The sequence below is a fragment of the Streptomyces sp. NPDC042336 genome (genome assembly GCF_055581985.1).
In genome coordinates this window covers 52015-71777 of record NZ_JBVJEA010000032.1, presented here as the reverse complement: position 1 = coordinate 71777, position 19763 = coordinate 52015, and the positions used below count along the sequence as shown (strand labels likewise).

The following is a 19763-nucleotide window of genomic DNA, read 5'->3' as shown; positions in this document are numbered from 1 at the left end:
GGAACGGATTACGGACACTAATCCGGGGTCAGCACATGTCTCCTTCCTTCGTGGCTTTCCCACTTAACGTGTGCGACTTCGTGTCGCACCTTGAGGCGGTTGATGCACCACTCGACGGTGCTGCGCTGCTTCTAGGTCTCACGGTCGAAGACCGGCGGTCTGCCGCCTCGGCTGCCCCGACGGAGCCGCTGCCTGCGCTGGTCCGCGGGGACGGGGTTCACGGCCCGGATGCCGCGCTTGCGCAGGTTCTCGCGGACCGCGCGGGAGGAGTACGCCTTGTCGGCCAGGACCAGGTCCGGCCTGGTGCGAGGCCGGGGCGGCAGCGACATCGGCGGCGAGGTGGATCTTTGTGGTCAGTCCGCCGCCGGAGCGGCCGATGGCGTGGTCGCCGGGTTCGCCGGCCGGAGCCCCTTTCTGCGGGCTCTGGCCGAGTGCTGATGCGCCCGCACGATCGTGGAGTCGACCGAGACGGCCCGGCGGCCACCCCGCTTCGGTGGCCACGGACTCAGCCGCCGCGTAGCTCCCTCCCGATGTGAGGAGACGAGGGTGCCTCCGACCACTGCTGAACTGAGTAGCTTGAACTGGGTAGCTGTTCACTCGAAACCCACAGCCGCCTGCCCTCCGCCGGGGCGTCGACGCCGATGGGAAGCTTGGGCGGGCTTGGGGTGCCGGAGTCCTGGTCGCGTCCCGCGCGGGCGATGAACCGGCTCGATGGAACTTGCGGGTTGGCGGCCGCGTACAGGGACGGCCAGGCCGTCTGCGTGATCACCCGCCGTTGCGTCCAACGGCCTTGTCCGGGGCTGTTATGTGGCGATCCCGTCCCGCACCGTGGCCCGCGAAGGCTGTGGCGATACCGAGGACGGCCAGGACCGTGAGCGGAAGGGTCCAGCTGTGCGTGGTGTCGTGCAGGATGCCGAGGAGGAGGGGGCCGGCCGCCGCCACGAGGTAGCCGATGGACTGCGCCATGCCCGCCAGCGCGGCGGCTTCTCCGGAGCTGCCGGCGCGCTGGCTCTGGAAGGTCAGCGCCAGGACGAGGCTCGCGCCGCCTCCGAGTCCGAGCAAGGTGCACGCCACGACGGACAGCGCGGGCGCGGCGACCAGGACGGTGAAGCCACCCGCCACCAGGACCGAGGCCCCGGCAGCGGTCCAGCGCTGGTCGTGCCGCCCCCGGGTGAGCAGGGGCAGGAGGCTGCTGGCCGCCAGGGACACCACCTGGTAGTAGAACAGCATCCAGCCGGCCGTGGTGCTGCTCGTGCCGCGGTCGATCAGGATGCTGGGCAGCCATGCGACGGCGGTGTAGAAGGCCAGGGACTGCAGCCCCATGAAGAAGGTGACCTGCCAGGCGAGCCGCGACCGCCAGGGAACCGGGCTGTGCGTCCCGCCGGCCGTCGACTGTGGCTTGTCACCCCGCATCCGGGGCAGCCAGGCGAGGAACGCCGCGACGGTGAAGGCGACGCCCCAGGCCAGTGCGGTGTGCCAGGAACCCGGCACGGTATGGGCCAGCGGCGCGGAGATCCCGGAGGAGACCGCTGCCATGAGGCCCATGACGGTCACGTAGAGGGCGCTGACACTCTGGATACGGTGGGTGGGCACGCTGCGTCGGATCAGTGCGGGCAGCAGCACGTTGCCGAAGGCGATGGCCGCCGAAAGGATCACTGTTCCGGTGAACAGACAGATCACGGAGGGAAGGGAACGGACCACCGTTCCCACGGCCAGCACACCGAGCGATGCCACCAGCAGACGCGCGCTGCCCCATCGGTGGGAGGCCCGGGCGACCAGCGGCGAGGTCGCGGCGAAGGTCAGCAGCGGGAGGGTGCTCAGCAGCCCGCCCCAGCTCGATGTCAGACCGCTGCCGCGCTCGATCTCCGGCAGCAGTGTGCCGACACCGGTGAGAGTCGTGCGCAGGTTCGCCGCCACGAGACAGATCGCGACGACGAGCCCGACGGACACGGCGGGTCCCGCGGGCTCGGTACGCCCGACGGCCGTCGGCCAGGGTCCGGAGTAACGGCGGGACGTCGACGACGGCTGAGCACTCACTGGTTCTCCCTTGCTGGTGATGCGTCGCTTGCTCGTGGCGCATCGCTCTGGTGGTCGCGGGTGAGCTGGACGATCGCCGCTGCCGCCTCGCGGGCGTCACCCGCGTCCCGGGCCTCGATCGCGGCGACGAGCCGGCGATGCAGGTCGGCGTGCTCCTGGGCGTGGGCGGCGTCCCAGGTGAGGCCGCCCAGGGACGAGGTGAGCGCCGTACCGAGGTAGTCGTAGACCTCGATCAACAGGTCGTTTCCGCTCGCCCGGACCACGGCCCGGTGGAAGAGCGCATCGACGGTCGTGGCCGCTGCCGTGTCCTCGCCGGCGCTTGCCGCGTCCGCGTCGGCCAGCAGTTCCCTCAGCTCCCTCAGCTGCTCCTCGCTGCGGCGCAGCGCCGCGGCTCCCGAGGCGTACTCCTCCAGCACGGTCCGCAGCTCCAGCACCTTGTCCCGCCGCGCGGAACTCGCCCGCCGCACCATGACCGACTGAAGCTCGCTCGAGGAACGGACATAGGTCCCGTCCCCGGCCCGGGGCTCCAGGAGGCCCAGGTGCACCAGAGCGCCGATGGCCTCCCGCAGCGTGCTGCGCCCGACGCCGAGCTCCTCGATGAGCGTCTGCTCCGGAGGGATCCGCGTCCCTACCGGCCAGCCCCCCGACTCGATGTGCGAGCGGAGGCTGTCCACGAGCTGCGCGGACAGGCTGGCGGTCCGTCGCGGTGCGTTGATCCGTTTCATGGGAACGACTCTACACAAACATCAGACGTTTGAACATCATGCGTCTTGCCGCGAGCGGACACTGAGATCGCTGCCGCGAGCCCACCGCGGCGCGGGCACTCGCTTACCCACCAGATCTCGGTCATCAAGGTGCGGTCCGAGGTCGTCGCCCACGTGGCCCGGCGCTGCGGCGAGCAGATGCCAGAGGTCCTGCTCGCGTTCCAGGAAGCCGGCCGGAAGGCGAGCAGGGAGCTGGACTCGACCACGTCCCCGGCCGGGTGAAGCCAGCCTGAGCAACGTCTCCCTGCATGTGCGGCGCCGGGAGAACGGCTCCGGCAATACGACCCTCTCGCGCCTGCCGTGCGGACCGCTGCTGCCCACCGAGGACGACGTAGCCCAGGGCGACGCGGCCGCCGGAACGGTCCGGCCGCGAAGACGAGGTGCTTCATGGTCTGCGCCGGAACCCCGGGAGCGCGCGATCAGCTGATCGTCAGCTGCCACCTGGTCTCGCCGTCGTGCCATTGATCGGTGGGAATGAGTCCGGCTGCGGTGGCGACGGCGGCAGAGGCCTTGTGGTCGGGGTGGATGTGGGCGACGACGGTGTGTACCGAGTGGTGCCTCCTGAGCCAGGTGACGAGGCCACGGGCTGCTTCGGTGGCGATGCCGCGCCGTTGCCAGGGGGTTCCCACCACCCAGGCGATCTCCGCGGCGGCTCCGCGGTCGTCGGTGGTGACCGTAGCCTGGACCGTGCCGGTCAGACAGGTTTCGTCGCGGAGGCGGATCACCCAATTGCACCAGGATTCGGCGGGGTCGGGCGAGCCGGCCACCCAGCGTTCGTAGCGGGCGCGCAGGGCCTGGGCGGTGTCCGGAGCGCCGCCGATGATGGCGTACAGGCCGGGATCGGACAGCACGACAGCCATCTCGTCGGCGTGCTCGACCCGCAAGGGCAGCAGGGTCAGCCGGTCGGTGCGAATGACTTCGGGCTTCACGCTGCCTCCTGGTCGGGACGTTCGACGAGTATGCCGCGTTCGAAGCGGGCACCGGCCCGGACCAGGACGGCCAGGCGGGGATCGGCACCGTCGGCGCGCGCGAATGCCTCGATCGCCTTCTCGGCGGGGTGGCGCATGCCGGAATCCGGTTGGGGTACTCGGGTTGATTCGGGCTTGAACGGAGGAGGGACATGGACGACGTCGCCGCTCCCAGCAGGGAAAGTGATCCCCTGTCCGGGCATCAGGCGCGTTCCGGCGCCCTGCTCGACGGAACGCTGGGAAACCTGCGAGGGGCCGCCATCGCGGTCGATGACGACGGCCTCATCGTCGCGGTCAACAGCGCGGCCCAAAGCCTGCTGGGCAGGGAAGCCTCAGGACTCGTTGGTCAGGACTTCCACGACCTGCTGCACCGAGACAGATACGGACATTCGGTTCCGCGCACGCGCTGCGAGATCAGGAAGGCGCTCCTCACGGGCGACACCAGGCATGGCGACGCCGAGTGGTTCGCACGAGGGGACGGCACTCTGGTCCGCCTGTCCTGGCTGGTCACTCCCTACGCACCTGACCCGAGCGGGGCAGGTGCGCTGACGCTGCTGTACGAGGCGGAGCGGCCGGACGCACGCCACAGCGATGGCGGGCACTCCGCGCCGCTGACGGAACTGGACCGCTTGGCACTGCTGGCCGAGACGACCACACAGCTCACGTCCACTCTCGATGTGGACGAGGCGCTGCGCCGACTGGCGGCCCTGACCGTGCCCCGGCTCGCGGACTGGGCCGTGTTCGACCTGCTCACCGAACGTGACGAAGTGCGACGCGCTCTCGTGATGGAACACAAGGACGGCATTCTCGTCGAACGCGACGACCTGCAGGGCCCGATGCCTCCGGTACCGGCGGAGTCGCCGATGCCCCTGTCACGGGCCCTGCGCGGAGCCGCCTCCTCCCTCGCCGGTCCCGCCACCTACCAGGGTCCGCCCGACTCCGGCATCGCGGTCGAACAGCAGCGCCTGTTCACCGCGACAGGTATGCACTCCGCCGTCATCTCACCCATTCGCGGTCTGCGCGACGTACTGGGCGCAGTGACCCTGGGCCGCGCCCAGCGCCACGACGCGTTCACTCCTGCCGACCTACCACTGCTGGAAGACCTCACGCGCCGGGCGGGCCTGGCGCTGGACAACGCACGTCTCTACCAGCGCCAGCGCAAAGTCGCCGAGACCATGCAACGCCACCTGCTGCCCCAACTGCCCGTCCTGCCAGGGCTGGAGATGACCGCACGGTACGTACCCGCCCCCGACGCCTCAGCCGTGGGCGGTGACTGGTACGACGCCTTCGCGTTGGCCGCCCACGCCCACGCCCACGCACTGGCCATCGGCGATGTCGTCGGACACGATCTCGACGCCGCAGCCGGCATGGCTCAGGTCCGCAACATGCTGCGCGCCTTCGCCTGGTCCCACCCCGAGGCCGCACCCAGCGCCGTCGTCACCCGGCTCGACGATGCCGTGATGCACATAGCCGAGGTACCCATGGTCACCATGATCCTCGCCAGGCTCACCCTCGGGAATGACGCTCTGTGGCGCCTACGCTGGACGAACGCCGGCCACCCGCCGCCTCTGCTCATCACCCACGACGGTCAGTCCCGCTACCTCGACGAGGCCCACGGCATACTCCTCGGCACCGGAGTCACCAGACCTCGCCCCGATGCCGTCACCGTCCTGCCACCGCACGCCACGCTCGTGCTCTACACCGACGGGCTGGTCGAATCCCCGCACCACTCCATCGATGACGGGCTCGACCGGCTGCGCCGGCATGCCGCCTCCCTCGTCCACCGCCCTCTCAACTCCTTCTGCGACCTGCTGCTGGACCAGGTCCGCCCCCACGACAACGATGACGACGTCGCCATGATCGCGCTGCGCACACCCGCTCCCGCATGACCCGCCCGACCTGTGCCGGGAGACTGGCGAGGGGCTGAAGGGAGACTGCCGAAGCTCCGGGGCCCGTGGACGGAGGCTTCGAACGCCTTCCAGGGCGCGTGAGAACTGCGCGCGGTACAGGCCTCGCACTGCCCCGCCGGTGAGCGTGAGCGGAACGCGGCGTCCGCGTGTCCGCGCGCCGGTTCGCCGAGGAGGAAGGCCGGCGCGTGGCCGTGTCCAGGTCGGGGCGCACCGGGAGGAGCAGGCTGATGGCGGCGCGCGCCAAGTCCTTGCGGTACTGCCGGGGTTCTGGTGATGCCGACGATTCCGCCCTGCACGCGCAGCGGCGGCGGTGAGTGCGTCTGGTGCTGTGACCGGGACGGTTCACCGTGGTCGGGAGACGGCTCATGGGACGAGCGCGGTCCGCGAAGCGGCTGGTATTACTGGTGCATGCAGGAAGAGCAGGAAGAGACCGCGCGGTCCGCGATCGACACGTTCATCTCCGCGTTCAACGCCTCGGACGACAGCTATGTGACTGCGCTGCTCTCCCAGGCCCTCACCTCGGACGTGGTCTTCTGGGGACCGTTGGGTCGCAGTGAGGGGATCGAGGCGGTCGAACGGTTCGTGCTGGACATCCGGCGCCACCCCGCGGGTACCGGCACGATGGTGCGCTGTTCGGCGGTGGACATGCCGGACGAGTGGGCCCGGTACCAGTGGGTCTTCACGACGCCGGATGGAGGCCCCCGCCTGGCGGGAACGGACGTCGTCCATCTGCGGCGGAGCCTCATCGACCAAGTCATCGTCTTCGCGGGGGAGATCGAGCCGTCCGCCTCCTGAGTCACTCTCCTCCGTCGCCGTCCTTCCCTTGAACCGGCCGCGTTCGGGGCGCCGGGTCCGCCCAGCCGAGTTCCTCTTCACAGCGCTTCGGTTCGTCCGCACTCGGCAACGAGCGGACCGATGATGCGCGGTGGCTGTGACGTGCGTTCGACGGCTGTGGCGGGCGTTCGACGCGATCGCCCGCAAGTTCCAGACGGGAACCCAGTGGGTCCCATTGCCGGAGAAGTACGGCAACTGCCGGGGGTGTCCACAACCCCGACAGGACCTCGACTGAGCCGTGCCGGCCTTCGTCCTGCCGGAGTTCGCACCGCTGACCGGGCGTGGTGATGGTGGCCCTCGGTGCGAACTGCACGATCGTCTTCAGACGGTGCTGGTCGGTGCCGGGTTCTCGGGGAGTTGCCAGTTGCCGCCGCGGTCTTCCTTCGCAAGGCGCGCGGCGAGGTCGGGGACGTGCAGGAAGCAGGCGAGTGCGGCGGTGGCCCGGAAGGCGTCGATCGCACGCTGGGTCATCGGGATGGCAAGGCGCAGCAGGCGCGGGTTGACTTCGCCCTGGATCTCGTTGACGAAGGGGCGCAGCACACGGTCGTAGTTCGCCAGCGCGGTCGGCAGGTCGCCAGGGTGGCGGTTGATCTCGCCGGCGAGGACGTGGGCGCCGACCAGGCCGCCGGAGACTCCCATGCCGCTGTAGGGGGAGGCGCAGTGGGCGGCGTCGCCGGCCAGGACCACGCGGCCCTGGGACCAGGTGTCGGTGCGGACCTGGACGACCTCCTGTGAGTAGAAGAACGGGCTGGTCTTCATGCCCTCGATGAAGCGGTCGGTCTGCCATCCGGCGTCATGGAACCTGCTCGCCCAGAACTCCTGCTGGCGCTCGACGGGCGCCCGGTGGATCGCCGAGGCTTCCTCAGATTCTTCCCGGAGGACGAAGTACGCCTGGGTCTCGTCCGGGTTGTGGCTGCGGCGCATGATCTGACGGCCGCCCGGAATCATGTAGGTGTCCCGGATGTTGCTGTCGGAGGCGATGCGCGGGACGAACCAGTAGGCCATGTGGATGCCGACGCGCCAGTACGGGTCGGAGTCCTGCGGGATGATCGCCTGCCGAATGCGTGATCCCTGCCCGTCGGCGCCGACCAGCAGGTCGTAGTCGCCGGAGGATCCGTCGGAGAAGTGCGCGACGACCTTGTGTTCGTCCTGGTCGAAACCGTCCACGCGCACGCCGAAGACGTACTCGGTGTCGTCCTTGGCGGCGTCGTGCAGGATGCGGACCAGGTCCCCGCGCATGATCTCGTACTCGGACGTGAGCGTCTGTCGGCCCTTCCCCGAGGTGTTGGCCATGATCGTCGCCCGGGCCTTGCCGCGTGCGTCGACGAAGGCGACACCCGCCTCGTCCACGAGCTTGTCCCGGACGGCGTCGAGCAGCCCCATGCGCTTGACGGCCTCGATGCCCTGTCCCCGCAGGTCGACCTGGGCCCCGGCGGCCCGCAGCGCGGGAAAGCGTTCGACAACGGTCACCCGGTGGCCGCCCCGGGTGAGCCAGAAGGCCAGGGCCTGCCCCGCGATTCCGCCACCGGCGACAAGGACCCGCAGCGACTGCTTGCCCGACCCTTTCGTCATGCCCACCACTCCAAAATCTATCAGTGAAAGATTCCTTCCCAGAGTCATCTATCAGCGATAGATTGTCAACGTGACCAAGATGAACCGCGAGGCCGTCGTCGCTGAGGCGCTCGGCCTGCTCGACGAGGTCGGGCTGGACGCAGTCAGCACGAGAAAGCTGGCGAAACGGCTGAACGTGGAGCAGCCCTCGCTCTACTGGCACTTCCGCACCAAGAAGGACCTCTTCGCCGCCATGGCCGAGGCAGCGATGGAACCCCATGCGACCGCGCCCCTGCCGGCGCCCGGCGACGACTGGCGCGACTGGTTCGCGGAGAACACGCGCAGCTTCAGGCGCACCCTGCTGATGCGCCGGGACGGCGCACGGCTCCATGCCGGCAGCACCCCCACCGGCGACTTCGACCGGATCCGCCGCAAGATGGACTTCCTCGTCACCTCCGGCGTGCCCGAGCGGGACGCGCAGATGGCCATGCTGGCCGCCGGCCGCTTCACCGTCGGCAGCGTCCTGGAGGAACAGGCAGACACCGGCCCCGGTGACAGCGCGGGTCTGCCGGCCGACATGCCGGCGATCGATCACGAGTCGGCCTTCGAGGCGGGCCTGGCCCTCATCCTGGACGGCCTGGCACACCGCACCGGGGCGCAGGGAGCCGACTGACCCCGACCAGGCGCCCTGTGGGCGGGAAAACCCACTGAGCAGATGTGGAGGCGGCAGGTCGCTGACCAGGTGATGTCGGTGCCGCCTTGGGGTGCTCGGGCCAGATCCACAGACCCCCGGTGAGAAGCGAACAACCCGGCGGCCCGTTCGTAGCTGGACTGCTGGTCGGGACCATCTCGACGATGCGCACTCGCGGCACCACACCCGTCCGAGGGGAGAACGGATGCTGCGGAGATCACAAACCGTGCCGGCCGCTCGACCCCCGCGGGCAACTCCCACTCGACCTCGTAGAAGGAGGTCCACGACGGCCAGGATTCCGCATCCAGGAGCGCGCCGTAGACGAGAGCAGCGTTATGAGCTCCTTCGTCCTCGATGGGGACCAGGAGGGGCGCTCCACCGGCGGACGGCCGAGATCAGTCCGCCGGGCCGCTCCTCTCGCTCGGGCGTACTACTGACCGGGCGGCCGTAGGCGGCAGCGCGCTCGCGCAGGGTGTAGCTGCCGGCCTCCCAGCCGTGCCCGGCCAGCCAGCCCACCGGATCGTCGGGCATCTCCGAGACCCACATGGACGCCGCCGATCCCGGCACGGCGTCCGCGCCGAAGCGCTCGATCACACCACGAGGGCCCAATGTCAGCCCCATCCGACTGCCTGGCGCCGACTGCGCGCTGATCCGGGCCAGCAGCAACTCCACCGCGTCCTCGGGCAGATAGACCAGCAGCCCTTCGGCGATCCACACGGTCGGCACCGCCGGATCGTGCCCTGCGGCGGCCAGCGCGCCTGGCCAGTCCTCCCGCAGATCCACCGCGACGGTGACCCGCTCACAGCGCGGGACGGCCCGCTCCTGGCGCAGCACCGCGGCCTTGAAGTCCAGTGGGGCGGCGGTGTCGACCTCGAAGAGCCGGGTGCCCTCGGGCCAGTCCATCCGGAAGGCCCGGCTGTCCATGCCGGCGCCGAGCAGCACGACCTGCCGGACCCCGGACGCGCAGGCCCGCTGCAACAGGTCGTCGAGGAACCTGGTTCTGATGACGACGGAGAACGACACGGCCAGCCTGCGGCGTCGCGCGGCCTCGTCACCGGGCGGCGGCGAGGAGGGCCACAGGCCGCCGGCGGTGGCGAAGGCCTGTGCCAGCGGGTCCCGGAACAGCGCGTCCTCCCGCTCGCTCTCCAGCGCCCGCACCCTGGCCACCCCCACCCCCGTGGCCCACACTCCCCATGGCTGCACCCGCTCCCGCTCATCAGTCACCGCCCCAGCCTAGACACCGACGCACATGGTGAGCCGATCCCCTGAAGGACGGAGTACGCACCGCACGACCGCTCCGCCTCCCCACCGCCATATACGACTACTTCGCTGCCCCACTGACGCTGCTGGACCGGCATTGCTTCAGATCCGGACGCGGCTCAGCACCGCATCCAGCTGATCAATCTCCCCCGGCTTGACGAACCGCAGTCCCGTGGACTCGTGCAAGATCCCGAGCCGGCCCCGATCACACGAGCGGTGAAGCAGACGTTGAACTCTCTGCGCACTGACCGTCCGAGTAGGCAATAGGTTCATGCCATGGCGACCGTTGACGACATGGAGTTCCGCACTGCCCGGCCTGAGGACACCGAGGCCATCGAGGCACTCGACGGATCCTTCACCACCCGCACCATCTTCCACGTGGCCATCACCGAGGACGGGTTCGCTCTCCGGGAGCTCCCGGTGGACCCGCCCATCCACAAAGTCTTCCCACCGGAGAACAGCGACGACGGCAACCGCTCCGCGGCCGAGGCGGATCCGAACAGCCGCACCTTCGTTGCCGTCGGCACCGACGGTTGTCTGGCGGGCTTCGCCGCTGTCTCCTACGTTCCGTGGAACAGGCGGTTGGCCATCGATGACATCGAGATCGCTCCGCTCTACCGGGGGCAGGGCGTCGGCCGTGCCCTGGTCGGCCATGCCGCCGAGTTCGCCCGTGAGCGCGGTGCCGGGCACATCTGGCTGGAAGTCACCAACCTCAACGCGCCTGCGATCCACGCCTATCGGCGGATGGGATTCGCCTTCTGTGGACTGGACACGACGCTCTACGCGGACACGCCCTCATCGGGCGAACAGGCCCTCTACATGAGCATGCCTTGTTCCTGAGTCGTCAGCAGGCGGCTGACAGCGGAGCCGATGCGTCGCCCAGCGCGACCCGCTGAGGTCGGGCTGACCGCTGCGGGACCGGACAGCTCCGCTGCTGCCGGCACGACCCGCCCGACGGCATACCTTCCGCACCCTCACGTGATCCGCGTGGCGCCTACGGCAGCGGCGACGAAGGAGGCGACCATGGTGCGTCGGTCGTCCCTCGACCACGCGAGGACGAGTTCGCTGTGCGGGGCGTCGGTGACGGGACGGTAGACGAGGTCGGGGCGCATGGGCTGGGCGAGCGAACGGGGCAGGACCGCGACGGTGCGTCCCAGTCTGATCATGTCCAGGACCTCGGCTGCGTCCGTGACCTCGGGTCCCTGCCCTGCCTCGGGTACTCCGGTCCAGCGCACGCCCTTCCAGCGGGGCAGGGTTTCCCGGGCGAGGTCGGCGAGAGTGACCTCCGAGTGGGAGGCGAGCCGGTGGTCCGGCGGCAGGATCGCGACACGGCCTTCGACCGTCAGGATTTCGTGGTCCAGGCCGCTCATGTCGTCGAACGGCGCGTACAGCAGGGCGACATCGGCGCGGCCGTCGCGGACGTGGTCGGCGCGGTCGGTGGCCCCGCCGAAGAGGATGTCCACCTGGCGGGCGTCGGGGCGGCCGGCGTAGGCGGCCAGGATGCCGGACAGGAGGTTCGCGTCACCGCCGGGCTTGATCACCAGGCGCAGATGGGACTCCTGGTCGCCGGCCCGGCGTGCCTTCTCCGCAGCCGCACTGACGGCGTTGAGCGCGTGCCGTCCATGGTGCAGGAGTGCCGTGCCCGCGGGGGTGAGGGCCACGTGTCTGCTGGAGCGCTGCAGAAGCTTCACTCCGAGCCGGGACTCCAGGCGCCGGATCGCTTTGGACAGGGCCGGCTGCGCGACCGTCAGACGGGTCGCGGCGCGGCCGAAGTGCAGCTCCTCGGCCACGGCGACGAAGTACTCCAGCTCGCGGGTCTCCAGCTCGGGCATACCGGGAAGACTACCGTCCGTTCCATTCCTGTCAGGCATGGAACGAGAACCGACGGGTCTTGGACAGGAACGGAAAATGCCTGTTCTCTGAAGGCATGATTCACCACACGATGATCGTAGCGTTCGACAATCCGATTCCCGCGAGTGAGCTGGACCAGTACCTCAGTGAGTTCGAGGAGCTCGTCACGGAGTCCGGTCTGGTCGAGTCGTTCGCGGCCCGGCACCACATCCGCGTCGCGGGCGACGATCACGCCCCGGTGGCCGTCGCCAGCGCCGTCCTGCAGTTGCGCCTGGCCGATCTCGACGCCCTGAACGCGACCTTCACCATGCCCGGGGCCGTCGACCTGATCAGGCGCTGGCAGAGCCGCCACCCGTACAAGGCGGTCTGGGTCAACCACGAGCCGCTGGCGTGAGCAGTTACGCCGGCAAGGCCGGTCTCGTCACCGGCGCGGGCAGCGGAATCGGGCGCGCCACTGCGCTCGCGTTCGCCCGGCGCGGGGCCGCGGTCGCCGTGCTCGACCTGGACGAGGACAGCGCCCGCCGGACCGTGGGCCTGATCACGGACGAGGGCGGCCGGCAAGAGGCCGTGGCCGTCGACATCGGCGATGAGCACTCCGTGCAGGCGTTCGCGACGTGGATCACCGACACCATGCACAACGCCGGGTAGACCGGCTACGAAGGCCAGTTCAAGAAGCAGATCGCCGCGCCGAGCTCCAGCGCCGGTTTGCCTCCGAATCGGCGAACAAGCTGCTCAGCGAATTGACCGCCGGCACCGACTGGGAACCCCGCGGACGCGGCGGTCGTCGCCCGAGCCCGGACCCTCGGCGGGGCCGGGCTCGGGTCTGCGTACGTTGCCGGTCGAGGCGACCGAAGATCCGTGCCGCTTCATCGAGGAGTGGCCGACCGCGTGCCGTCCCGGCAACGAGGCGCGTACGGTGGTTGATGATCGCGACTCCGAGTCACAGACCGCGTTCCGCCATGACCCGCTGCTCGGCCCGCTCCACGTCGAACCGGGCGGCCGGGTTGCCGCCGGCGCGCTCGACGGCGCCGCGCACCAGGGCGAGGTAGAAGAGGGCCGGGGCGCAGGGGGTCCACCGCTCCTCCGGCTCGTCCGCGATGAAACCGAGCACCGACTCCGGGCGGGCGTCCACGAACTCGAACCGGTCGTGCTCCCACTTGTCGGTGACGCCACGTGTCCAGCGCAGGCGCAGGGTCGCCTCGTCGAGCTCGGGCGTCACCGCGCGGAAGAACGCGGCCCACTGGTGGTTGACCACGTCGAGCCCGAATCCGAGCAGTTCCACTTGGGTGTTGTCGCCGTCGTGCACGGCGAGTTCCTCGAAGAGGGCACGGCGCGCCACCGCGTGCAGGCTGACCGGGCTGCCGTCCCGGGGCAGGTCGTGCTGCTGGGCCAGGCCCTCGTTGGCCGAGGAGTTCCACCGTGCGCTGTTGGGCCCGGCGACCTGGGCGCTGCGCCGGGAGAACAGCATCTTGCCGTCCTTGCCGGTTTCCAGGGCCACGTTGATGCCGAAGCTGCAGTTCATCCAGGAGGGAGCGTCGGCCGGGTCGCTGCCTTCCAGGTACTGCTGGCGCAGGGTGAGGCCGTTCTTCTGGCGCCGGTCGAGGTTGAGCGAGGTGGTGAGGAAGTCGAAGTAGTCGGCGTCCCGCAGGGTGAGGGAGACGACGGGGTCCTCGGCCAGATGGGTACGGGTGACCACGACCCGCTCGACCGCGAAGCGCGCGTTGTTCCAGCGGTGCGGCAGCCCGCCGGCTTCCTTGCGTTCCTCCTCCGTTTCGATGGAGCGCCGCCAGGCGGCGATCTCCTCGGGGAACTGCACACGTTTGGGGGTGTATTTGACGTGGATGTTCTCCTCGTCGACGGGCCGGGTGCCGTCTCCTTCGAAGAGATGACAGCCTGTCGCCCGGCCAACCACGGTAAATCGGTCTCGCATCGTCAACTCCACTGGTAAATAGGCTGTGGTGGACACTTTCGGGGGGTGCTGTCGATCTCATGGTACGAAGCGGCACGGACAGCCGGCTGACGTTGCTGAAGGCCGAGCGGCGTTCTTCTTCCCTGGTGGGCACGGTGGCCGTGGCGGAGTATCTCCATCCGGACGCGGCGGAGCGGCAGAGGCTGGGCCGGCCGCAGCTGGCCGAGGTCCGTGACCGTTTCACGCAGACGGTGCGGGAGAGACTGGGGTTCGGCAAGACCCTCCGGGCCGACCGGGGCGGGGCGACCCGGCGGCAGCTGTGGGCCGGGCTGGAGGAGTTCCTGTCCGACGGCGCCCAGCGGAAGATCCTCTACTGGACGGGGCACGGCGTCCAGCGCGGCGACGAGGGCTACTTCCTCGCCTGCGCCGACTCATGGCAGTCGGGCGAGTTCGACCCCACCCGGGCCGTCTCCCTGCTCGAGCTGGTGGGGTTCCTGCTGCGGCCGGAGCACGAGACGGACACCCTGCTGATCATCGATGCCTGTTCCTCGCAGAGCTACAACTCCCTGGGCGAGGCGGTGCGGCACGCCGTGGAGCTGGAGCGGGACTTCGCGGTGGTCCGGGCGCGGCAGAACCGGCGGAAGGGCTTCGCCGTCATCGGCACCTCGGGTGCGGACGCACAGGTGCCGGCGGGCCGCTGGGTGACGTGGCTGGAGGAAGCCCTGGCGAAGCCGGACTTCGTGGCGGACGACCAGGCCCGCCCGTTCGAGCCGTCCGCGCTGTATCTGCCGCTGCCGTATCTGTGCCGTGCCGTGGACGCGCGGGCCGCCGACGACGGTCTGGACGAACCCGCGCAGCGGCCGGACTGCCGGGAGGTGAGGGCGCTTCCCAACAACTTCCTCGACAACCCGCACTACCATCAGTCCGACCGGCCGGTGTACACGCCGGCCGTGCTGACGCGGCGGAAGCCCTGGATCGAGGCGGAGCAGTTCGTTCTCGAGGAGAACAGCCATCTCGGCCGCCACTTCGCGGGCCGGTGGGAAGCGCTGAGCCGGATCGTGCGCTGGATGGACACCCATCCCAAGGGGCTGCTGGCGGTGACGGGTCTGGCGGGCACGGGGAAGACCACGCTGCTCGGCCGGCTGGCCCTCACCTCCCTGCCCAGCTGGCGGGAGGCCCTCGGCCCGGACCTGAGCCCGGCGGCGCTGCCCCGGGCGGGAAGCATTCACGCGGCGCTGAGCTGCCGGGGCCAGTCGGCCCATTCGCTGGCCGCGCATCTGCGCGAGGTGCTGGCGGACATCGACGGGGCGCCGCCGCTGCCGGAGGAGCCGGTGACGTCGGAGAAGTTCACCGCCGCGTTCGAGGAGCTGGTCGGGCGGGCGGGGTCGGTGAACCTGCTCTTCGACGCGCTCGACGAGGCCCTCCCCGACCAGGCGCACGCGATCGCCCGGCACGTCCTGAGCCCCCTGGCGAACACGCCCGGTGTCCGGGTGGTCGTCGGTACCCGGTCGCAGCCCCGCCGGCGTGCCACCGCGCCCGCCGGGGAGGAGTCGCTCCTGGACACCCTGGATCTCAGTATCGAACCCGTGGTCCTGGGGGACGACGAGGAGGCGCGCGCGAGTATCGCCGGCATGGTGCTGTCCGTGCTGGACACCGCGCAGTCCCCGTACCGGGGGGATGCGCGGCAGGAGGACCGCGACTGGACGGCGCAGACCGTCGCGGCACGCAGTCACGGCTCGTTCCTGGTGGCCCGGCTGGCCGCGGAGGGGCTTGCCCGGCGGGCCACGGTCGCCGCCGAGGCAGAGCTGCTGGCGTGGCTGCGGGACGGCGGCGTGGACCTGCGCGCCCGTCTGGCGGAGGAGACGCGCCATCTGAGCGAGCAGCCGGGCGCGCGGCGGGCCCACGAGGCGCTGCGGGCGCTGGCGGTGGTCCAGGGCCCCGGGCTGCCGCCGGACGAGGCGTGGCTGACGCTCGCCAACGCGCTGCGCGAGGCCGGTTCCCCGGAGCTGACGCTGGAGGACCTGGGGCAGGTCTGCCGGAGCGCGGACGGCGGCATCGTCGCCACCCAGAAGGACGGCTCGCGGCAGGCGGCCGGGCGGGTCCGTCATCAGCTGGCCCATCCCAGTTACGGCGAGTTCTTCCTCTCCGACGCCGGGCTGACCTCCTGGGAGGCACACCGCAGGGTGCTCGACGCGCTGCGCACCCGTGCCCGCGCCCGTCGCGGCTGGAGCGAAGGCGACGAGTACACCCTCGAGTACCTGGGCGCGCACGCTGCCCAGGTGGGGCCGGACGCGCTGCGGGAGCTGTTCGAGGATGTGGACTTCCTGCTGCGTACGAACCCCGATGTCATGCTGCCGCTCGCGGCGGGCCTGGCCCGGGACTGCGACGGCGCCGCGCTGTACGGCAGGGTCGCGGGCTCGTTTCCCCGCGCGTCCGGCCCGCTGCCGGCATCGGTCCTGCTGGAGCGCAAGGCGCTGCTCAGCGCCACCGCCTTCATCAGCCACCGCGAGGCGACCTACCGGGCGCTGCGCCGCGACGGCGGCTTCCTGCCCTGGCAGGAGTACTGGAGCGATGTCCCGCCGGCTCCCCCGGAATGGCGGCGTGCGGCACCCTCGGGCGGTGCGCGGGCGCTGAGCTGGCGTGCCGGGACCGGGGCGGCGGGGCCGGCCTACGCGGACACCCTGACCGCCGGTGGCCGGGGCGAGATCCACGTCCTGCACCCCGAGTCGGGCGCCCGGCTGCTGACCCGCCGGCTGCCCCGGGCCGGCGGGGAGCGTGGGCGCCCGCTGAGCGAGGTGCGGGAGGTGGCCGCGGGAGCCCGCTGGGTCACCGTCGCCCGGGACGATCAGGCCGTGTACTTCTGGCGGGCGGGTGCCCGGACGCCGGACCGGGAGTACCGGTGGGGCGGCAGTGTGCGCGCCCTGTCGGTGGCCGAGGTGGAGGGGCAGGGCGTGGCCCTGGCCGCCGACGGGGACCGGGTGTGGGTGTGGTCCTGGCAGGGCGGCACGCACCTGGACACCCGGCTGAAGGAGGTCCGTACGGCTGATGTGCGGCAGCTCTCGGCCCTCACCCTGGACGGGCGGATGTTCGTCCTGACCGCGGGTGCCGAGCGGGTGGAGCTGTTCGAGGTGGACCGCACCCGCAACGGGATCGACGGTCTGCGCGCCTGCCGGACCGCTCCCGGCGTGACGCTGGCCGCGCCCGCGATGGCCGCCGCGGCGTTCGCCCTCTCGTCCCGGCTGGGGTTCCTTGCCGTGGCCGACGGGACCGCTGTGTACCTCTGGCGGTGCGAGGCCGGGCCCGGCCCCGAACCGGTCGTGACGGAGGTGGCCGCCTACCCGTCCGACGCGCGCGGCCTGGCCTTCGGACGGTGCGGCGATGAGCTGCTGCTCGCCGGATACGAGGAGGTGGCCGTCCGGATCTGGTCCGCCGGGCGGCCCGGGCGTGAGGCCACGCTCGCTCTGGACGCCCCCAGGGACGGCGCCATGGCGTTCGATCCGGGCGGCCAGGGACTGCTCGCGGTCGCCGACGGCCCGTACATCCGGGTGGTGGACGTGGTGCCCGCGCTGGAGGCCGGCTACGGCATCCAGCGACGGCCGAGCAACGAGCGTCCGGTCCTCGCCCTGGCCGGCGTGCCGGACGGTCCGCCGTTGCTGTGCCGGGCCTGGCACGACCGGATCAGGGTCTCCCGGCCGCGACAGGGGGATCCTGCCTCCCTCGCTGCTACCGAGCTCGCCCACGACGGGCACACGGTGACGGCGGTGGCCGCCGTGCGGGCGGCGGACGGCTGGACGGTGGCCGCCGCGGCCGGCCGTAGCGTACGGCTGTGGCGTCTGGACGACGGCCTGGCACTCATCACCCATCAGGACATCCCGCTGGGCGGGGACGCCGGCCAGCCCGCCCGCGCGCTGAGCCTGGTCACCGGACCCGACGCCGGCACACTGCGGCTGAGCGTGGCCGACGGCCGGCGGCTGGTACGCCACCAGGTGCCCGCCGACGTCTCGTCCGCCGGCATCACGGTGCGCGAGATCCGGGCCGACCGCGGGTTCTGCGGCATCGACACGCGGGTCCTGCGGGACGGTACGCACTGGATGGCCGCCGACCTCAGTGACCAGCTGCGGGTCTGGACCGAGGGCGCGCAGGGCGTCGAGCAGCGCGTCCTGCTCCCGGCCGGCCCCTCCTGCCTCGCCCTCGGGGAGCTGTACGACGACGAGGACGACGCTTCGATTCCCGTGCTGGCCTGGGCGGACCACGGCAGCGTGTACGTCAAGGACTGCTCCGGCGACGAGAGCATCCACCCTCCGGAGCGGCTGCCGGGGGACTTCCCCGACGTGAGGTCTTTGGTGTTCGCCGGTCCCGTGGAGCGGCCGGTTCTGCTGCTGTGCATGCCGGAGACGGTGTCCCGCGCATGGGACCTCTGGTCCCGGCAATGGCTGGACGGGCCGGGGATCGCACCGCGCGGGTACGGCGTGCACGCCGTCCGTACCGCGCAGGACCCGGAGGGTGTGGTGGTGGCGTTGCAGGGAGAGGACCGTTGCGATCTGATCCGGCTGCCGCATGCGTTCTTCGGCACCGGGAGACGGGGAGAGGGTGCATGAGACACGATCTGGTGGTCTTCGTGCCGGGGTTCCTGGGCACACGGCTGTGCCGGGACGGCCGGGACGTCTGGGCGCGGTGCGGTGAGCAGCTGATCGGCTCGGCGGCCGCGGCACTGACCGAGGTGTCCCTCCCCCCTGGGCTGGGGGATGAGCCGCCCGAGGCCCCCTTCCGCCTCGACGCCGACACACTGCTGCAGGTCCCGGACTCCGTGCCCGGGCTGCTGTCCTGCATGGGCTATCCCGATATCCGTACCGCCCTCGGCGACCCGCCCGACGCGCAGTTCGTGCCGTTCACCTACGACTGGCGGCTGTCGAACCGGCTGGTGGCCCGGCAGTTGAAGACGCGGGTGGCGCGGGAACTCGACCGGTGGCGTACCGAGGCCGACGCGTACTACCCGGACCGGCCCGACGATCCGCGCGTCATTCTGGTCTGTCATGCGACGGGCGGTCTGATCGGGCGGCACTACCTGGAGTGCGAGGGCGGCCGGGAGACCGCCCGGACCCTGGTCACCCTCGGCACCCCTCAGCAGGGGCTGGTCCAGGCCGCCCGGCTGCTGGCCGGCCACGCGGTCCCCGCTGCCGCGGGCCCCGGAACGGACGTGGCCGCACGGCTGAACGAGACACTGCGCGACTGGGCGGTCAACGTGCCGGCGGTCGCCGAGATGCTGCCGGTGGGATACCCCGCCGTGCGGGTTGAGGGAAAGACCCGCGAGCGGCGGATCACCGACAGCCGCTACCCGGTCCCCGGACTGCCGGGCGACGCCGTCCGCCGGGCGCTGGCCTTCCAGGAGGAGTTCCGCTCGGCATGCGACGAGCACCGGCGCGCCGGCCCCCTCCCCTACACCGTGCACTGCCTCGCCGGCGTCGGCTTCCCGAGCCCCGAAGCGCTCGTACTCTCCGGCGACGGGGCGCGGATCACCGGCAGCCTGCCCGGGCCCGGCGACGGGACCGTACCGCGCCCGTCGGCCGTCGCGGGCTGGACCGGCACGGCCCCCATGCTGTGGACCGGCGTGCGCAACACGGACCTGGCCGGCGGCCCGGCACTGCGGGACGCGATGCTCGCGATCCGCGCGGGACGCCCGCCCGGCGGCACACTCGCCGGTGAGGAGGGCATCGCGCTGCACCTGCCCCGGGACCCCGTCGCCGCCGGCCGCCCGTTCGTGATCGAAGTCCTGGGGCACGACCTGCTGCGGCGCAACCTGCGGACCTTCATGTGGCGTTCGGGCCGCCCCGGCAGACAGCCCCTCGTCTTCCGCCCGTACGAGACCGACCGCTACCGCGCGGAACTGGAGGCCGCCCCCGGACGCTGGGTCGTCGAGGCACTGGTCGACCGGCCCAAGGGACGCGACCGCACAGACGTGACGGTCCTGGCGGTATGAGACGGGAGCTG

At 71.1% G+C, this 19763-nt stretch carries 16 protein-coding genes and 2 pseudogenes; 9 read left to right on the top strand and 9 right to left on the bottom strand.

The genetic code is table 11. From position 1 onward, the window contains the following. Positions 1-71: 71 nt before the first annotated feature. The 3 genes and pseudogenes from ACZ6IM_RS37745 to ACZ6IM_RS37735 all read right to left on the bottom strand — a co-directional run. Positions 72-470 (bottom strand): annotated as a pseudogene (locus ACZ6IM_RS37745) (transposase); the annotation flags it as partial. A 295-nt stretch (positions 471-765) separates the two neighbouring features. Beyond that, the gene (locus tag ACZ6IM_RS37740) at positions 766-2037 is read right to left on the bottom strand and encodes an MFS transporter (RefSeq protein WP_052842688.1); all 1272 of its coding nucleotides are present in this window, start codon (positions 2035-2037) and stop codon (positions 766-768) included. Continuing rightward, positions 2034-2762: a FadR/GntR family transcriptional regulator gene (locus ACZ6IM_RS37735; protein WP_469563161.1), complete on the bottom strand. Its 729-nt coding sequence runs from the start codon at positions 2760-2762 to the stop codon at positions 2034-2036. The genes ACZ6IM_RS37740 and ACZ6IM_RS37735 overlap by 4 nt, the downstream gene beginning before the upstream one ends. A 99-nt stretch (positions 2763-2861) precedes the next feature. On the opposite strand from ACZ6IM_RS37735, the pseudogene ACZ6IM_RS37730 reads away from it, so the two are divergent. Continuing rightward, positions 2862-3005: pseudogene (locus ACZ6IM_RS37730) on the top strand (sensor histidine kinase); the annotation flags it as partial. A gap of 215 nt (positions 3006-3220) precedes the next feature. On the opposite strand, the gene ACZ6IM_RS37725 reads toward ACZ6IM_RS37730, so the two are convergent. Together ACZ6IM_RS37725 and ACZ6IM_RS37720 are read right to left on the bottom strand one after the other, a co-directional pair. Beyond that, complete coding sequence (locus ACZ6IM_RS37725) at positions 3221-3730, bottom strand: GNAT family N-acetyltransferase (protein ID WP_469563158.1); 510 nt, start codon at positions 3728-3730, stop codon at positions 3221-3223. Beyond that, positions 3727-3867, bottom strand: coding sequence for a hypothetical protein (locus tag ACZ6IM_RS37720; protein WP_469563178.1), 141 nt, complete (start codon positions 3865-3867; stop codon positions 3727-3729). The genes ACZ6IM_RS37725 and ACZ6IM_RS37720 overlap by 4 nt, the downstream gene beginning before the upstream one ends. 54 nt (positions 3868-3921) lie before the next feature. Here ACZ6IM_RS37720 and ACZ6IM_RS37715 point away from each other — a divergent pair, with 54 nt between their 5' ends. Continuing rightward, a complete protein-coding gene (locus tag ACZ6IM_RS37715) occupies positions 3922-5658 on the top strand; it encodes a PP2C family protein-serine/threonine phosphatase (RefSeq protein WP_469563157.1) in 1737 nt (578 codons plus the stop codon). Positions 5659-6087: 429 nt separating this feature from the next. Continuing rightward, positions 6088-6474, top strand: a complete 387-nt coding sequence (locus ACZ6IM_RS37710; RefSeq protein WP_030552413.1) for a nuclear transport factor 2 family protein — start codon at positions 6088-6090, stop codon at positions 6472-6474. 360 nt (positions 6475-6834) lie between these two features. Here the strand turns inward: ACZ6IM_RS37710 and ACZ6IM_RS37705 are convergent, their stop codons facing one another. Then, on the bottom strand, positions 6835-8085 hold the full coding sequence (locus ACZ6IM_RS37705) for an FAD-dependent monooxygenase (RefSeq protein WP_052842693.1): 1251 nt from the start codon (positions 8083-8085) through the stop codon (positions 6835-6837). Positions 8086-8164: 79 nt separating this feature from the next. Between ACZ6IM_RS37705 and ACZ6IM_RS37700 the strand changes: the two genes are divergently transcribed. Continuing rightward, positions 8165-8737, top strand: coding sequence for a TetR/AcrR family transcriptional regulator C-terminal domain-containing protein (locus ACZ6IM_RS37700; protein WP_469563172.1), 573 nt, complete (start codon positions 8165-8167; stop codon positions 8735-8737). A 351-nt stretch (positions 8738-9088) separates the two neighbouring features. Here the strand turns inward: ACZ6IM_RS37700 and ACZ6IM_RS37695 are convergent, their stop codons facing one another. Then, positions 9089-9979 (bottom strand): class I SAM-dependent methyltransferase, encoded by an 891-nt coding sequence (locus tag ACZ6IM_RS37695; RefSeq protein WP_469563153.1) that lies wholly within the window; start codon positions 9977-9979, stop codon positions 9089-9091. A gap of 312 nt (positions 9980-10291) precedes the next feature. Here ACZ6IM_RS37695 and ACZ6IM_RS37690 point away from each other — a divergent pair, with 312 nt between their 5' ends. Continuing rightward, positions 10292-10855, top strand: a complete 564-nt coding sequence (locus tag ACZ6IM_RS37690; RefSeq protein ID WP_121714551.1) for a GNAT family N-acetyltransferase — start codon at positions 10292-10294, stop codon at positions 10853-10855. A gap of 134 nt (positions 10856-10989) precedes the next feature. On the opposite strand, the gene ACZ6IM_RS37685 is transcribed toward ACZ6IM_RS37690, so the two are convergent. Beyond that, a complete protein-coding gene (locus ACZ6IM_RS37685; RefSeq protein ID WP_052842697.1) occupies positions 10990-11847 on the bottom strand; it encodes a LysR family transcriptional regulator in 858 nt (285 codons plus the stop codon). Positions 11848-11957: 110 nt separating this feature from the next. Here ACZ6IM_RS37685 and ACZ6IM_RS37680 point away from each other — a divergent pair, with 110 nt between their 5' ends. Further along, the gene (locus tag ACZ6IM_RS37680) at positions 11958-12260 is read left to right on the top strand and encodes a hypothetical protein (protein WP_343234804.1); all 303 of its coding nucleotides are present in this window, start codon (positions 11958-11960) and stop codon (positions 12258-12260) included. Beyond that, positions 12257-12514 (top strand): SDR family NAD(P)-dependent oxidoreductase, encoded by a 258-nt coding sequence (locus ACZ6IM_RS37675; protein WP_469563148.1) that lies wholly within the window; start codon positions 12257-12259, stop codon positions 12512-12514. The genes ACZ6IM_RS37680 and ACZ6IM_RS37675 overlap by 4 nt, the downstream gene beginning before the upstream one ends. Positions 12515-12806: 292 nt before the next feature. Here the strand turns inward: ACZ6IM_RS37675 and ACZ6IM_RS37670 are convergent, their stop codons facing one another. Continuing rightward, complete coding sequence (locus ACZ6IM_RS37670; protein ID WP_052842700.1) at positions 12807-13796, bottom strand: hypothetical protein; 990 nt, start codon at positions 13794-13796, stop codon at positions 12807-12809. 59 nt (positions 13797-13855) lie between these two features. Here ACZ6IM_RS37670 and ACZ6IM_RS37665 point away from each other — a divergent pair, with 59 nt between their 5' ends. After that, entirely contained in the window at positions 13856-18373 is a 4518-nt protein-coding gene (locus ACZ6IM_RS37665) for a peptidase C14 caspase catalytic subunit p20 (RefSeq protein ID WP_469563145.1), read from the top strand. Then, complete coding sequence (locus ACZ6IM_RS37660; RefSeq protein ID WP_469563143.1) at positions 18370-19752, top strand: esterase/lipase family protein; 1383 nt, start codon at positions 18370-18372, stop codon at positions 19750-19752. Before ACZ6IM_RS37665 ends, ACZ6IM_RS37660 begins: the two co-directional genes overlap by 4 nt. Positions 19753-19763 lie beyond the last annotated feature (11 nt).

What these genes read in the sequence shown, in the direction of transcription:
- ACZ6IM_RS37735 (WP_469563161.1), bottom strand. Translation starts at nt 2,762, where the DNA reads ATGAAACGGATCAACGCACCGCGACGGACCGCCAGCCTGTCCGCGCAG.
- ACZ6IM_RS37690 (WP_121714551.1), top strand. Translation starts at nt 10,292, where the DNA reads ATGGCGACCGTTGACGACATGGAGTTCCGCACTGCCCGGCCTGAGGAC.
- ACZ6IM_RS37670 (WP_052842700.1), bottom strand. Translation starts at nt 13,796, where the DNA reads ATGCGAGACCGATTTACCGTGGTTGGCCGGGCGACAGGCTGTCATCTC.
- ACZ6IM_RS37715 (WP_469563157.1), top strand. Translation starts at nt 3,922, where the DNA reads ATGGACGACGTCGCCGCTCCCAGCAGGGAAAGTGATCCCCTGTCCGGG.
- ACZ6IM_RS37660 (WP_469563143.1), top strand. Translation starts at nt 18,370, where the DNA reads ATGAGACACGATCTGGTGGTCTTCGTGCCGGGGTTCCTGGGCACACGG.
- ACZ6IM_RS37720 (WP_469563178.1), bottom strand. Translation starts at nt 3,867, where the DNA reads ATGCGCCACCCCGCCGAGAAGGCGATCGAGGCATTCGCGCGCGCCGAC.
- ACZ6IM_RS37710 (WP_030552413.1), top strand. Translation starts at nt 6,088, where the DNA reads ATGCAGGAAGAGCAGGAAGAGACCGCGCGGTCCGCGATCGACACGTTC.
- ACZ6IM_RS37665 (WP_469563145.1), top strand. Translation starts at nt 13,856, where the DNA reads ATGGTACGAAGCGGCACGGACAGCCGGCTGACGTTGCTGAAGGCCGAG.
- ACZ6IM_RS37685 (WP_052842697.1), bottom strand. Translation starts at nt 11,847, where the DNA reads ATGCCCGAGCTGGAGACCCGCGAGCTGGAGTACTTCGTCGCCGTGGCC.
- ACZ6IM_RS37680 (WP_343234804.1), top strand. Translation starts at nt 11,958, where the DNA reads ATGATCGTAGCGTTCGACAATCCGATTCCCGCGAGTGAGCTGGACCAG.
- ACZ6IM_RS37700 (WP_469563172.1), top strand. Translation starts at nt 8,165, where the DNA reads ATGAACCGCGAGGCCGTCGTCGCTGAGGCGCTCGGCCTGCTCGACGAG.
- ACZ6IM_RS37705 (WP_052842693.1), bottom strand. Translation starts at nt 8,085, where the DNA reads ATGACGAAAGGGTCGGGCAAGCAGTCGCTGCGGGTCCTTGTCGCCGGT.